At 55.1% G+C, this 14,576-nt stretch carries 15 protein-coding genes; 14 read left to right on the top strand and 1 reads right to left on the bottom strand.

What is annotated here, in order from left to right:
- The first annotated feature begins 155 nt into the window (after nucleotides 1–155).
- The 14 genes from mnmG (at nucleotide 156) to mgtE (ending at nucleotide 13,312) form a co-directional block, all read left to right on the top strand.
- Nucleotides 156–2,060, top strand: coding sequence for a tRNA uridine-5-carboxymethylaminomethyl modification enzyme MnmG/GidA (gene mnmG / locus LMS44_RS23845; RefSeq protein ID WP_498946579.1), 1,905 nt, complete (start codon nucleotides 156–158; stop codon nucleotides 2,058–2,060).
- Nucleotides 2,057–2,716, top strand: coding sequence for a 16S rRNA (guanine(527)-N(7))-methyltransferase RsmG (gene rsmG, locus LMS44_RS23840; protein ID WP_498946577.1), 660 nt, complete (start codon nucleotides 2,057–2,059; stop codon nucleotides 2,714–2,716). The genes mnmG and rsmG overlap by 4 nt, the downstream gene beginning before the upstream one ends.
- A 47-nt stretch (nucleotides 2,717–2,763) precedes the next feature.
- Nucleotides 2,764–3,531, top strand: a complete 768-nt coding sequence (locus tag LMS44_RS23835; RefSeq protein WP_009286343.1) for a ParA family protein — start codon at nucleotides 2,764–2,766, stop codon at nucleotides 3,529–3,531.
- 15 nt (nucleotides 3,532–3,546) lie between these two features.
- Nucleotides 3,547–4,476 (top strand): ParB/RepB/Spo0J family partition protein, encoded by a 930-nt coding sequence (locus tag LMS44_RS23830; protein ID WP_009286342.1) that lies wholly within the window; start codon nucleotides 3,547–3,549, stop codon nucleotides 4,474–4,476.
- A 205-nt stretch (nucleotides 4,477–4,681) separates the two neighbouring features.
- Complete coding sequence (locus LMS44_RS23825) at nucleotides 4,682–5,074, top strand: ATP synthase subunit I (protein ID WP_278370443.1); 393 nt, start codon at nucleotides 4,682–4,684, stop codon at nucleotides 5,072–5,074.
- A 32-nt stretch (nucleotides 5,075–5,106) separates the two neighbouring features.
- Nucleotides 5,107–5,934: a F0F1 ATP synthase subunit A gene (gene atpB, locus LMS44_RS23820; protein WP_009286341.1), complete on the top strand. Its 828-nt coding sequence runs from the start codon at nucleotides 5,107–5,109 to the stop codon at nucleotides 5,932–5,934.
- A gap of 76 nt (nucleotides 5,935–6,010) precedes the next feature.
- Entirely contained in the window at nucleotides 6,011–6,238 is a 228-nt protein-coding gene (gene atpE / locus LMS44_RS23815; RefSeq protein WP_022521051.1) for a F0F1 ATP synthase subunit C, read from the top strand.
- Nucleotides 6,239–6,314: 76 nt separating this feature from the next.
- Nucleotides 6,315–6,785 (top strand): F0F1 ATP synthase subunit B, encoded by a 471-nt coding sequence (locus LMS44_RS23810; protein ID WP_022521052.1) that lies wholly within the window; start codon nucleotides 6,315–6,317, stop codon nucleotides 6,783–6,785.
- A gap of 11 nt (nucleotides 6,786–6,796) precedes the next feature.
- Complete coding sequence (locus LMS44_RS23805) at nucleotides 6,797–7,333, top strand: F0F1 ATP synthase subunit delta (protein ID WP_414120832.1); 537 nt, start codon at nucleotides 6,797–6,799, stop codon at nucleotides 7,331–7,333.
- 16 nt (nucleotides 7,334–7,349) lie between these two features.
- Nucleotides 7,350–8,894: a F0F1 ATP synthase subunit alpha gene (gene atpA, locus LMS44_RS23800; protein ID WP_009286340.1), complete on the top strand. Its 1,545-nt coding sequence runs from the start codon at nucleotides 7,350–7,352 to the stop codon at nucleotides 8,892–8,894.
- A 68-nt stretch (nucleotides 8,895–8,962) separates the two neighbouring features.
- Nucleotides 8,963–9,850 carry a F0F1 ATP synthase subunit gamma gene (gene atpG, locus LMS44_RS23795; protein ID WP_009286339.1) on the top strand — a complete coding sequence of 296 codons (888 nt, stop codon included), beginning with the start codon at nucleotides 8,963–8,965 and terminating at the stop codon, nucleotides 9,848–9,850.
- Between the two features lie 73 nt (nucleotides 9,851–9,923).
- On the top strand, nucleotides 9,924–11,303 hold the full coding sequence (gene atpD, locus LMS44_RS23790; RefSeq protein WP_009286338.1) for a F0F1 ATP synthase subunit beta: 1,380 nt from the start codon (nucleotides 9,924–9,926) through the stop codon (nucleotides 11,301–11,303).
- Between the two features lie 24 nt (nucleotides 11,304–11,327).
- Entirely contained in the window at nucleotides 11,328–11,756 is a 429-nt protein-coding gene (locus LMS44_RS23785) for a F0F1 ATP synthase subunit epsilon (protein WP_027958509.1), read from the top strand.
- Nucleotides 11,757–11,929: 173 nt separating this feature from the next.
- Entirely contained in the window at nucleotides 11,930–13,312 is a 1,383-nt protein-coding gene (gene mgtE, locus LMS44_RS23780) for a magnesium transporter (protein ID WP_009286337.1), read from the top strand.
- Nucleotides 13,313–13,338: 26 nt separating this feature from the next.
- Here the strand turns inward: mgtE and LMS44_RS23775 are convergent, their stop codons facing one another.
- On the bottom strand, nucleotides 13,339–14,532 hold the full coding sequence (locus LMS44_RS23775) for a cation diffusion facilitator family transporter (protein WP_022521056.1): 1,194 nt from the start codon (nucleotides 14,530–14,532) through the stop codon (nucleotides 13,339–13,341).
- Nucleotides 14,533–14,576: the final 44 nt, after the last annotated feature.

Genomic DNA, 14,576 nt, shown 5'->3' with positions numbered 1-14,576 from the left:
AATAGAGTTGTTCTGAGTAATCCGGGTGTGGAAAAACCTGACGGTTACCCACAGGGGGTTTATACTTGCCGGCTCATTGATCTAAGGTAGCGCCGTCAGAAATTGCCGACGCTGACCACATCATCCGTGCCGATAGGCACAAGACGAGGTGTCTCTTGAATTATCCCGACCGCTTTGACGTGATTGTCATCGGCGGTGGCCATGCGGGAACCGAAGCCGCATTGGCCTCTGCTCGCATGGGCTGTCAGACCCTGCTGCTCACCCACAACATCGAAACCCTCGGCCAAATGTCGTGTAACCCCGCCATTGGCGGCATCGGCAAAAGTCATTTGGTCAAGGAAATTGATGCACTCGGCGGCGCTATGGGGCTTGCCACGGATTTAGGTGGGATTCAATTTCGCGTGCTCAATGCCAGCAAAGGGCCCGCCGTTCGGGCCACCCGTGCCCAGGCTGACCGCATTCGTTACAAGTCAGCGATCCGCGGCCTGCTGGAAAACCAACCCAATTTGACGATTTTCCAGCAGGCCGCTGGTGATCTCATTGTGGATAACGACACCGTCCGTGGCGTGGTGACGGAAACCGGCATTCGCTTTCATGCTGAAAGCGTCGTTCTGTGTACCGGGACATTTTTGGGGGGCGTGATTCACATTGGTTTGGATCAAAGCAAAGGTGGCCGAGCAGGCGATCCGCCCTCCAACGCGCTGGCCGAACGTCTGCGCGCACTGCCGTTTCGCGTTGACCGCTTAAAAACTGGTACGCCGCCGCGTATCGATGCCAAAACCGTTGATTTTTCTCAGTTAGAAGAGCAGCCAGGCGATAGCCCAACGCCGGTGATGTCCTACCTGGGATCGCGGGAGATGCACCCTCGGCAGGTGAGTTGTCATATTGCTCACACCAATCAACAGACCCACGATCTCATTCTGGCCAACCTTGATCGCTCACCGATGTACTCCGGTGTCATCGAAGGCATCGGGCCGCGTTACTGCCCATCGATTGAAGACAAAGTGCATCGTTTTGCCGATAAATCCAGCCACCAGGTGTTTATCGAACCCGAAGGCTTGGATACCCATGAGCTCTATCCCAACGGCATCTCGACCTCGCTGCCCTTTGACGTGCAGATACAGGTGGTGCGTTCCATCAAAGGTTTGGAAAACGCCCATATCACCCGGCCTGGCTACGCTATTGAGTACGACTTTTTTGATCCGCGGGATTTAAAACACTCGCTGGAAACAAAATTTATCCACAACCTGTTTTTTGCTGGACAGATCAACGGCACCACCGGCTACGAAGAAGCCGGTGCGCAAGGTTTGCTGGCAGGCCTGAATGCTGCCCGCCGCGCTCAAGAGCTGGATGCCTGGTACCCCCGCCGCGATGAGGCCTATCTCGGTGTGCTGGTTGACGACCTGATCACCATGGGCACCAAGGAGCCCTACCGGATGTTTACTTCCCGTGCGGAGTACCGCCTGCTGTTGCGGGAAGACAACGCGGATTTGCGCTTAACCGAAGCGGGCCGGAAATTGGGTCTTGTCGACGACACGCGCTGGGCAGCGTTTAGCCAAAAACGCGAGGCTATCGAACGAGAGAGCGCGCGGCTAAGCACCCTGTGGATACAACCGGGAAGCCCAGCGGCTGAGCAAGTGGCCGAAAAAACCGGGGCACCGCTCACTCGCGAGTATTGCTTGAGTGATCTGCTTAAACGCCCTGAATTGAATTACAGCGATTTGGCCAATCTGCCCGGCATTGAGGGCACCCTGGTCACTGACCCAGCAGTCGCCGAGCAGGTGCAGATTCAGGCTAAGTATCAAGGCTATATCGATCGTCAGCAGCATGAGATCGATAAACTCAAGCGCCACGAAGCCACGCCACTGCCTGCGGAGCTGGATTATTTAAAAGTCGAAGGTTTGTCTAACGAAATTCGCCAAAAGCTGGCTGAAGCGCGGCCGGAAACGCTTGCTCATGCGGCGCGGATTTCAGGCGTTACACCGGCGGCCGTCTCTATTTTGCTGGTGCATCTGAAAAAGCGCCGGTTGGTAGCCGCAGCTGAGGTAGTTAACGGATGAGTTCGTTGAACCCACTGTTGAAGACGCTACCTACAAGCGTTGCACCACGGCTCGATCAAGGCCTTACTCAATTAGGCATCGCCGTTGACGAACATCAACGCCAACAGCTGCTAGGCTTATTGGCACTGTTGCACAAGTGGAATCGGGCTTATAACCTCACAGCGGTGCGCAATGTGGACGACATGGTGTCGCGTCATGTGTTGGATAGCGCCGCTGTGTTGCCCTATGTGCAGGGGCCGCGGCTACTGGATGTAGGTGCGGGTCCTGGGCTTCCTGGTATCGTATTAGCGATATTAGCCCCCCAGCTTGATGTAACACTGCTGGATAGTAATGGCAAAAAGGTGCGCTTTCAGCGTCAGGCGGTAATGGAGTTAGGGCTTGAAAACGTCACTCCCGTACAGGCGCGGGTGGAACAGTTTGAAGCCGCCGCTTTTGATCAGGTGATTTCCCGAGCATTTGCCAGCTTGGTCGATTTTGTCACCTTGACCCGCCAGCTACCCAGCGCCGATGGCCAGTGGTTAGCCATGAAAGGCCCGGGGGCGGATGATGAACTGCGCGACCTGCCCGCCGGTATACGTTTATATCAGCGTCACCTATTGGAAGTACCCTTTGAAGCGGCCCAGCGGCAGCTGCTGATCTTGGATGTTGAAAGCTAAATGTGAAAGCTGAATGTTGATTCTGACCCCCAGAAGGAGTTGAGTAAGTGAGCCAGATCATTGCCCTGACCAACCAAAAAGGCGGCGTGGGCAAGACCACCTCGGCCGTTAACCTGGCGGCCAGTCTCGCTGCGCTCGACCGTCGCGTACTGCTGGTGGATCTTGACCCCCAAGGCCATGCCAGCATGGGCAGCGGCATCGATAAATATGAGCTCGATAAAAGCGTGCTTGACGTTCTACTGGGCGAAGCAACGGCCGCTGATACGATTGTCAAAAAGTTGGCGGTCAAGTACGACGTACTGCCGGGTAACGGTGATCTCACCGCCGCCGAAGTCGAGCTGCTAGATCGCGATAAAAGCGAGAGCTGCTTAACCAACGCACTAGCTTCGGTCTCGGATGCCTATGACGTAGTGTTGATCGACTGCCCGCCCTCTTTGAACATGCTAACCGTGAATGCATTAACGGCTTCCGATAGCGTGCTGATCCCTCTTCAGTGCGAATTTTACGCCCTGGAGGGGCTGTCGGCCCTGCTCGATACCGTTGAGCAGATTAAGCAAAATGTGAATCCTGATCTTGCCATTGCGGGCATTTTGCGCACTATGTATGACAAGCGCACCAGCTTAACGCGGGAAGTGGATAAGCAGTTGCGTGACTATTTTGGCGACATGCTGTTGAAAACGACCATTCCTCGCAACGTCAAAGTTGCCGAAGCGCCAAGCCACGGGCTACCCGTTACGCAATATGCCCGGTTCTCCCGTGGTAGCCAGGCCTATCGTGTGTTGGCGAAAGAGATGATTCGTCGCCTAGCGTTATAAAATGAGGAAAAGCGAATGACGCGTAAACCCGCGCTGGGACGTGGCCTGGATGCCCTGATTGGTGCCGGTGCCCGTCGCCGTGACAGCTTAGAACTTGCCGGTAGCGGCACCCCGTTGGAGCTTTCTGACGCCGCGCGTAGTGCCGCGGCCGATGACGTTAGCGAAGATCGCCTTGAACGTCTGCCGTTAGGGCAATTAACGCGAGGTAAATATCAGCCGCGCCGGGATATTCAGCCCGAAGCGCTAGAAGAGCTGGCAGACTCCATTCGCGCCCAGGGCGTGATGCAGCCCATCGTCGTGCGTCCAATTGGCGTGGATCGCTACGAAATTATTGCCGGTGAGCGTCGCTGGCGGGCAGCCCAACTTGCTGAGCTGGACGTTATCCCGGCGGTGATCCGGGAAGTCAGCGATGAAGTTGCCCTGGCGCTGGCGCTGATCGAAAACATTCAGCGTGAAAACCTCAACGCCATCGAAGAAGCCATGGCGCTCAAGCGCCTGGGCGAAGAGTTTGAGCTTACCCAGCAGCAGATTGCCGACGCAGTGGGTAAATCGCGCACCCAGGTAGCCAACCTGTTGCGCCTGCTGGCGCTAGATCCGGAAGTGCAAACCCTACTCGAACGGGGTGACCTGGATATGGGCCACGCAAGAGCTTTGCTGACGCTGAACAGCACCCAGCAGCGGCAGGTGGCTCATGAGGTGGTCAATAACGATATGACGGTGCGGGCCACCGAAGCGCTGGTGAAAAAAGTCCAAACCAGCCAAACACCAACCAAAACGCCTAACCGTCAAAGCAAGCAGCCCGATGTGGCCAAGCTTGAAACACATCTTGGCGAACTGCTCGGTGCGCCTGTCTCCATTGATCATGGTCAAAAAGGCAAAGGTAAGTTAACGATACGTTATACCAGCCTCGAAGAATTGGATGGCATCTTGAATCATATTAAATAGCAGGCTATTCAATATCACGTAAGAAGCGCACACGTTTTCCCCCTTTGGTCGCAAATCAGCCCTTAAGCGGGCAAAATCGGTGCGACTTCGGTTGAAGGTGTGATAGCGCTTCCCTATAATCGCGCAAGATTTGTGCAGGTTGCCTTGGTTTGTCTAGCTATTAGCTGGTCGAGGTATTGGTTTTTATCAGTGAGGCTGGGCCGGTATGCAGCGATACGAAACCCAGCGTCGAAAAGCCTACATCGTTCGGCTCACGATCGCGCAACTGATGATCACCTTCGTTGGTATGTTGGCCGCCTATTTAGCCGCCGATTTAGAAGGCGTGTCATCGGTTTTTAAAGGGGCGCTGGTAGCCTTATTACCGCACGCCTTTTTTATCAAACGAATGGGGGTTTTACGCGCGAGTAGCCCTTCAAAGGCAGCGATGCGCCTGTTTCGCGCCGAGGCAGGCAAGTTTGGTTTGACGGTGGCACTGTTTGTTGCAGTGTTCGTGGCAGCGCCCCCCTCAAACCCTACTTTCTTTTTTTATGCTTATGTTGCAGTTGTTCTAACGCATTGGCTTACGCCTTGGTTAATGCCAAAAAACGCTAATGCCTAGAAAATTGCACAACTGATTGAGGTGACACATCCATGGCCGCAGGAAACGAAGTCTCAACGACTTACTATATCCAGCACCACTTGCAGAATTTGACCTTTGGCAATCATCCTGAGAACGGCTGGTCGCTGGCGCATTCAGCAGAAGAAGCAAGTGAAATGGGCTTTTGGGCCATTCACCTGGATACCATGGGCTGGTCGATTGCCATGGGGTTGCTGTTTATCTGGATTTTCCGCAAAGCGGGCAAAATGGCCACCACGGGAGTACCCAGTGGCCTGCAAAATGCCGTTGAGATGGTCGTAGAGTTTGTCGAGGACATGATCAAGGGGACATTTAAAGGGCATAACCCGATCATCGCCCCCCTCGCGTTGACGTTGTTCGTGTGGATTCTGTTCATGAACACGCTCAAAATTATTCCGGTCGACTACTTCCCCGTGCTGTTCAGCAAGCTGGGCGTGGACTACATGAAAATTGTCCCCACCACCGATGTGAACGCCACGCTGGGTTTGGCATTAGGGGTATTCGGACTGATCCTTTACTACAGCTTTAAGGTTAAAGGCGTGGGTGGTTTCGCCAAAGAGCTGTCATTGACCCCGTTTAACCACTGGGCGCTGATTCCCTTTAACCTCCTGCTGGAAATTGTCGCGCTGCTGGTTAAACCGTTTAGTTTGGCGATGCGTCTGTTCGGCAACATGTTTGCCGGCGAAGTGATCTTTATTTTGATCGCCATGCTGCCGTTCTGGGCTATCTGGGTGCTGGATGTGCCGTGGGCCATTTTCCATATTTTGATCGTCGTACTACAAGCTTTCATCTTTACAGTGCTGTCCGTGGTGTATCTAAGCGCTGCACACGAGCATCACTAATCCGAGCAATGCTTGAAACACATTAACCCTTAACCTCAACCCTCGACCTTTAACTTGAAAAACTAGGAGCATTACCATGGAACTTATCTACATTGCCGCTTCCATCATGATCGGTCTCGGCGCTCTAGGTACCGGCATTGGCTTCGCTATTTTGGGTGGTAAGCTGCTGGAATCTACAGCGCGTCAGCCTGAACTGGGCGACCAACTGCAAACCAAAACCTTCCTAATGGCAGGTCTGTTGGATGCCGTTCCGATGATCGGTGTTGGTATCGCAATGTACCTGATCTTCGTTGTTGCCGGTTAATGACAGCTCAGCCGAGCGTTAAGCGCTCGGTTTTGTTTCACTCCGGTCGCCACGAACTTGTCAGAGGTACATTCCTGTGAATATCAACATGACGCTAATCGGGCAGACGATCGCCTTCGCGATCTTTGTCTGGTTTTGCTTAAAGTATGTGTGGCCTCCGATCAGCAACGCGCTTCATGAGCGTCAGAAAAAAATTGCTGATGGCTTGGATGCAGCCAGCCGTGCTAACCGTGATCTTGAGCTTGCTCAAGAGCGGGCGGAGCAGACGCTGCGCGAAAGCAAGGAGCAAGCTTCTCAGATTCTTGAGCAGGCCAACAAACGCTCTGCCCAGATAGTTGAAGAAGCCCGCGAACAGGCCCGCGCCGAAGGCGAACGCCTAGTAGCGAGTGCACGTTCCGAGATTGAGCAAGAAGTGAATCGCGCTAAGGATGAACTTCGTGCCCAGGTCTCTTATCTCGCCGTTATGGGTGCCGAGCGTGTTCTTGAAGCGTCGGTCGACGAACAAGCCCATCGCAAGTTACTCGATGAGCTTGCTGCTGAACTGTAAGGAGGTGAACCATGGCGGAATTACTTACCGTCGCTCGTCCTTACGCTAAGGCAGCGTTTGAATACGCGCGTGATCATGAGGCGCTTGATAGTTGGTCACAAGCGCTAGGTTTTTTAAGTGTTGCGGTAGCAGATGACATCGTGCGCCATCGGCTAAGCAGTCCCAAATTAGACAGCGAGCAAAAAGTGTCGCTGCTTGTCGAGCTTATTCCTGAGCAACAGGATGAGGCTTTACAGCGATTTTTGACTGTTTTGGCTGACCAGGGCCGCCTGATGGCGTTGGCCTCCATTGCTGATCAGTTCGAGCACCTGCGTGCCGAACACGAGCAGCGGGTTGAAGTGAACGTCACCTCTGCTTACAAGTTAGATAGTAAGCAGAAGACCAAACTAGCGAACGCGCTTAAGAAACGTCTGAATCGCGAAATCTCTATTACTACTCAGGTGGACAAGTCGCTTATTGGCGGTGTCATCCTGCGTGCTGGCGATACCGTTATTGACGGCTCCGTACGTGGTCGATTGAACCGCCTTTCCGAAGCGCTAACCGCTTGAGTCTGAGGGACATGGCATGCAGCAACTGAATCCTTCCGAGATCAGCGACATCATCAAGCAGCGAATTGAAAAGCTTGACGTCGCATCCGAAGCCCATAATCAGGGCACCATCGTGACCGTTTCCGACGGTATCGTGAAAATTCACGGCCTCGAAGACGCGATGTTTGGTGAAATGATCGAATTCCCCAACAGCATCTTTGGCATGGTACTCAACCTGGAGCGTGACTCCGTGGGTGCCGTAGTGCTGGGTGACTACCTGCAGCTCGAAGAGGGCATGACCGCCAAGTGTACCGGTCGTATTCTCGAAGTGCCGGTAGGCCCTGAGCTGATTGGTCGTGTGGTCGATGCGCTGGGTAACCCCATTGATGGTAAAGGCGACATTAACACCACCATGACCGACGCCGTTGAGAAAGTGGCGCCGGGCGTTATTACCCGTCAGTCCGTCGATGAGCCGATTCAAACCGGTCTGAAATCGATCGATGCCATGGTGCCGATCGGTCGTGGTCAGCGTGAGCTGATCATCGGTGACCGTCAAATCGGTAAGTCCGCCATTGCCATTGATGCGATCATCAACCAGAAAGGCAAAGGCGTGACCTGTGTCTACGTGGCGATTGGCCAGAAGCAGTCGACCATTGCCAACGTGGTACGCAAGCTTGAAGAGCACGGCGCCATGGAGCACACCATCGTCGTCGCCGCTGGCGCTGCCGATCCGGCTCCCATGCAGTTCCTGGCCGCTTACTCTGGCTGCACCATGGGCGAATACTTCCGCGACCGCGGCGAGAACGCGCTGATTGTGTATGACGACCTCTCCAAGCAGGCCGTCGCCTACCGCCAGGTATCGCTGCTGCTGCGTCGCCCGCCGGGTCGTGAAGCCTATCCTGGTGACGTGTTCTATCTCCACTCGCGTCTACTTGAGCGTGCTGCACGAGTTAATGTCGACTACGTTGAGAAGTTCACCAACGGCGAAGTGAAAGGCAAAACCGGTTCCTTGACCGCGCTGCCGATCATCGAAACCCAGGGCGGCGACGTCTCCGCGTTTGTACCGACCAACGTGATCTCGATCACCGATGGTCAGATCTTCCTGGAAACCAACCTGTTTAACTCGGGTATTCGTCCGGCGATTAACGCCGGTCTATCGGTTTCTCGTGTAGGTGGTTCGGCGCAGACCAAAATCATCAAGAAGCTCGGCGGTAGTGTCCGTCTGGCGCTGGCTCAGTACCGTGAACTGGCGGCGTTCTCGCAGTTTGCCTCTGATCTTGACGAAGCCACGCGTAAGCAGCTTGAGCACGGCCAACGTGTCACCGAGCTGATGAAGCAGAACCAGTACTCGCCGATGTCGATCGCTGAAATGGCGCTGTCGCTGTATGCCGCCAACGAAGGCTTCCTGGATGATGTCGAAGTGAACAAGGTGCTGGACTTCGAGCGTGCCTTGCACGACTACATGAAGTCTGAGCACGCTGATCTACTCGACAAGATCAACCAGAGCGGCGACTACAATGGTGAGATTCAAGACAGCTTGAAGTCGGGTCTCGAGAAGTTCAAGGCGACTCAGAGCTGGTAATGTCTAGCCCGTCTGTGATGGACGGGTTTGCATGCTTTCTGAGAGCCACGAACGAAGGGTAGATCGCTATGGCAGCTGCAAAAGAGATACGCACCCAGATCGGGAGCATTAAAAATACGCAGAAGATCACCAGCGCCATGGAAATGGTGGCTGCATCTAAAATGCGTAAAGCGCAAGATCTGATGAGAGCTAGTCAGCCTTACGCTAAGCAGATCCGCAATGTGGTCGGCCACATTGCCGACGCGAACCCCGAGTACAGGCACGACTATATGGTCGAGCGTAGCGAGGTTAAGCGCGTTGGTTACATTGTGGTCTCTACAGACCGTGGTCTGTGCGGTGGCTTGAACCACAACCTCTTCAAAGCCTTGCTCAAACAGGCCAGCGAGTGGAAAAAGCAGGGCGCAGAGCAGGATTTTTGCGCTTTGGGCGCTAAGGCCAGCACCTTTTTCCGCAACTACGGTGGCAATTTGGTGGCGGCGAAGAGTGGTTTAGGCGAAGCCCCGACCGTTGAAGGTCTGATTGGCAGTATTAAGGTCATGCTCGAAGCGTACGATGAAGGACGTCTCGACCGGCTTTACGTGGTGCACAACGAGTTTGTTAACACCATGACCCAAAAGCCAGTGGTTCGTCAGCTTCTTCCGCTGTCGCCTGATATGGGCGCAGACGCTGAGCAAGACGACGAAAACGCCCGTCCCGGAAGCTGGGACTACCTGTATGAACCGGATGCCAAGGCGTTGCTCGATAGCCTGCTGGTTCGTTTCATCGAATCGCAGGTGTATCAGGCGGTAGTGGAAAACGGCGCTTGCGAACAAGCCGCCCGAATGATCGCTATGAAAAGTGCCACTGACAACGCAGGCGGCCTTATCGACGATCTGGAGATGGTCTACAACAAGGCCCGTCAGGCCGCCATCACCCAGGAAATTTCTGAGATCGTCGGCGGCGCTGCTGCCGTATAACGCCTAGGGAGTCGACTATTTAAGCGACTCCCGGCAGACAGGTTTCATTTGCAGGTTTTAGAGAGGAACCAAGATGAGCGGACGTATCGTACAAATCATCGGCGCGGTGATTGACGTAGAGTTTCCGCGGGACTCTGTGCCCAAGGTCTACGACGCGCTGAAGGTCTCCGATGTTGAGACCATCCTCGAAGTCCAGCAGCAGCTGGGCGACGGCGTGGTGCGCACCATCGCCATGGGCTCCACTGAGGGCTTGAAGCGTGGTATGGACGTGACCAGCACAGGTGCCGCCATTTCCGTACCGGTAGGTAAGGAAACGCTGGGCCGTATTATGAACGTACTCGGCGAACCGATCGACGAAGCGGGACCGATCGGTGAGCAAGAGCGTATGCCGATCCACCGTAAAGCACCGAGCTATGCCGACCAAGCAGCTTCTAACGAGCTGCTGGAAACCGGTATCAAGGTTATCGACTTGGTCTGCCCGTTCGCTAAGGGTGGTAAAGTTGGCCTATTCGGCGGCGCCGGTGTCGGTAAGACCGTTAACATGATGGAGCTTATCCGCAACATCGCCACCGAGCACAGTGGCTACTCTGTATTCGCCGGTGTTGGTGAGCGTACGCGTGAGGGTAACGACTTCTATCACGAAATGACTGAATCCAACGTTATCGATAAGGTATCGCTGGTTTATGGTCAGATGAACGAGCCTCCGGGTAACCGTCTGCGCGTAGCGTTGACCGGCCTGACCATTGCCGAGAAATTCCGTGATGAAGGCCGCGACGTTCTACTGTTCGTCGATAACATCTACCGTTACACCCTGGCGGGTACCGAAGTATCGGCACTGTTGGGTCGTATGCCATCAGCGGTAGGTTATCAGCCTACGCTGGCTGAAGAGATGGGCGTTCTGCAGGAGCGTATTACCTCGACGAAAACCGGCTCAATCACCTCCGTACAGGCCGTTTACGTACCTGCGGATGACTTGACCGACCCGTCGCCGGCGACCACCTTCTCGCACCTGGATGCTACCGTGGTATTGGCACGTTCTATCGCCGAGCTGGGTATCTATCCGGCGATCGATCCGTTGGACTCCACCTCACGTCAGTTGGATCCGCTGGTCGTCGGTGAAGAGCACTACGCCACCGCTCGTGGTGTGCAGAACGTTCTTCAACGCTACAAAGAGCTTAAGGATATTATCGCCATTCTGGGTATGGACGAGCTGTCTGACGAAGACAAGTTGGCCGTTTCCCGGGCGCGTAAAATCCAGCGCTTCTTGTCGCAGCCGTTCTTCGTGGCCGAAGTATTTACCGGTTCACCAGGTAAGTATGTCTCACTGAAAGACACCATCAGTGGCTTCCAGGGCATTCTTGCTGGCGAATACGACGATATGCCGGAACAGGCCTTCTATATGGTCGGCTCCATCGACGAAGCCGTCGAGAAAGCCAACCAGATGAAGAAGTAATCCCGTCCATTAGGGGGATTCGCTATGGCGAATAGCTTTACTTGCAATATCGTCAGCGCTGAAGCATCGATCTTCTCAGGTACCGTTGAGCAGGTGATTGCTTCCGGGATTATGGGTGACCTGGGTGTTTTGCCGGGTCACGCCCCGCTGCTGACCGAGCTTCAGCCGGGTCCGGTACGCGTGATTCACGATGGCGGCAAGGAAGAGAACTTCTTTGTCTCGGGGGGCTTCATGGAAGTCCAGCCGAATGTCGTGACGATTCTGGCCGACTCTGCATCACGTGCCAGCGACCTCAACGAGGCTGCTGCCGAAGAAGCGCGTCAGCAGGCGCTGAGAGCCTTTAATGAGAAGTCATCGGAGCTCGATTATACTCGTGCTGCCGCTGAACTTGCCGAAGCCGTTGCACAGCTGCGAACGATTCAGCAGCTGCGTAAAAAGGCGGGTAAAGGCTAATACTCACGCACTTGGCGTGTGTCCAACGCCCCTTAAACCCGCTACCAGGGTTTAAGGGGCGTTTTTTTGTTTGGCAGTCAAATAAGTAAGTATGATGAGTTTGGTCAGTAGAATGGGCTGGGTGATGGATTAGCTCGGCAGCACGACGCTTGTAAGCGCAAGAGGGGAGAATCATGGCACTGAATGATGAAAGCCTACAGGAATTAAAAGCCGAGCTGCTCGACGAGTTGGGCAAGGAAGTGCCCAGTAAATCGGTGCTCTCTTTGCGTTTGGCCGAAACCCGCTCCGCGGATATCGGTGAAGTGCTTGAAGAGATGATCGAGGATGACGAAGAGCTGCCTGCGGCGCTCGCCCTTCTGGATATTCTTTCTGCGGAACGGGCAGCCAATGTGCTGGGCTATTTGCCTGGGGAGAGCCAGCTCGAGGTGGTAGGAAAGCTGGATGACAGCCAGGTTCTCAAGCTGCTCGAAGAAATGGGGTCGGACGAACGTGCCGATCTGTTCAATCTTCTCAACGAAGACCGTCGTGAGGCACTGCTGCGTCGCATGGCTCACCGCGAGCGAGAAGACCTGAAGCGGCTTGCCAGCTACGAAGAGGGTACCGCCGGCGCCATCATGACCTCTGACTATGTCTCCATAGCCAGTGGCATGACGGTGTCGCAGGCGATGATGAGGGTACGCCAGACCGCTCCCGACGCGGAAACGGTCTATCAGCTGTATATCCTGGATAGCGACGGACAACTGATCGGTACCATGTCGCTGCGTCAGCTTATGGTGGCACGCCCCGGCGCCATTGTTGATGACATTATGATCAAGGATGTCATCAGTACACGGGTTGATAGTGCCCAGGAAGATGTCGCCCGTATTGTGGCGAAGTATGACTTGTTGGCGCTGCCAGTGATCGATGCCGATGAACGCATGGTCGGTATAGTGACCCACGATGACGCGATGGATGTCGCTGAATCCGAGGCGACAGAGGATTTCCACAAGGGGATGTCGATCGGCCAACTGGAAGATGGCGTAAGCCGTGTGAAGCTCTGGAGCCTCTACCGTAAGCGCGTGTTCTGGCTGGTACTGCTGGTCTTTGCCAATCTGTTTTCGGGGGCCGGGATTGCCTATTTTGAAGAGACCATTGCCGCCCAGGTAGCGCTGGTATTCTTTTTACCGTTATTGATCGGTAGTGGCGGTAACGCCGGGGCTCAGGCAGCCACGTTGATGGTGCGCGGCATGGCGACCGGTGACGTTGGCGTCAAAGATTGGGGCAAACTACTGGGCCGCGAGCTACTTGTCGCCGGGTCACTGGGTATCACCATGGCCATCGCGGTAACGCCTATTGGCATTATGCGCGGGGGAGAAGAGCTGGCAATGGTGGTCGCCTTGAGCATGGTGACCATCGTGCTGTTTGGCAGCCTGTTGGGGATGTGCCTGCCGTTCGTACTCGAGCGCTTTAAGGTCGACCCTGCCACGGCATCGGCACCGCTGGTGACCACGCTTATTGATGCTTCCGGGGTGGTGATCTACTTCAGCATCGCCACACTGCTGTTGACAGGGTTATAAGAGGAAACAACCAGCGGGTAGAGGCTCTAGCGCATCGAGCTACTGGCGGCGCGGGTGATAAACAGCACCTCGACGTGGCCGAGCCACTCGATATCGCTAGCCAGCGCTTTTAGTTGGCTAGCGAGGCACTGGGGCGGCTGATGCACTGCGTCATCAATGATCAATGATACCGACACCTTATCGTCCAAGTAGTGCAACTGGAGCTCGTTCAGGGTGCGCCACACAGGGTGCTTGTACCAGCGTGCATCCAGGGCAGCCTCTACTTCAGGGCGGAGTGGAAGGCCGGGAAGGCGGCTAGGATCACCCGCTCCGGCGTCGTCTTCGGGGTCAACGTGGAATATCACGTCGGTGAGTGCGGGAAACTCATGGCGTAGGCGACGGCTGACTTCATTACCTATTTCGTGGGCTTCCGACACGGTAATTTTCGGCCCGACCACCACGTGTAGGTCGACCATTACCCAGCCGGCGGATTGCCTGGTACGCAGATCGTGAACACTATCCACACCCGGAACGCTGCAGGCAACATCGTGCATCTGATCCTGTACGTCCTCTGGTAGCGCGGTATCCACCAATTCCCGCGCCGACTCCCACAGCAAGTCCAAACCTACCTTGCCGACTAATAAACCCACAATGATGGCGGCCACGGCATCCAGCCAACCCAAACCAAACTGGGCGCCCACCAAGGCTACTAACACCACGGCAGTGGATAATGCATCACTGCGCGAGTGCCAGGCGTTGGCTTCGAGTAACTTTGACTTTACCCGCTTGGCAACCCGCATGGTGTAGCGAAAAATCCACTCTTTGCTAAACAGCGCGATGACAGTAATCACGATTGCCAGCGCGCCAGGGGCGTTAACGTCGGCGCCGCTAAACAGGCGATCCAGGCTCGACCAGGCAATCGCGCCAGCCACGAAAATCAGTACGCTTCCCAGCAGCAGGGTCGTCAGGGTTTCGATACGGCCGTGGCCGTAGTGGTGGTCTTTATCGGGCTCCTGACGCCCATAGTGAATGGCCGCCAGGACAAAGCCGTCGGTGACTAAGTCTGATAGGGAGTGAATGCCGTCGGCAATCAACGCCGCTGAGCCGACCATAAAACCGATCGCGACTTTGACGATGCTCAACAGGGCATCCAGCCATGCTCCGATGTAGGTAACGCGCTTGGCCTCTTGGCTAAGTCGCGCTTGGTCGTGAACCACTGGCGTATCGATGGTCTGAGTCATGGGTACCTTGCAAGGACGCACGCATTCAATAGACGCCTATTGTA

Source organism: Halomonas profundus (assembly GCF_020865425.1).
In the GTDB taxonomy this organism is placed as follows: Bacteria; Pseudomonadota; Gammaproteobacteria; order Pseudomonadales; family Halomonadaceae; genus Vreelandella; species Vreelandella titanicae.
Note: the sequence above shows the minus strand (reverse complement) of the source record. Positions and strands in the feature narration are given on the sequence as shown.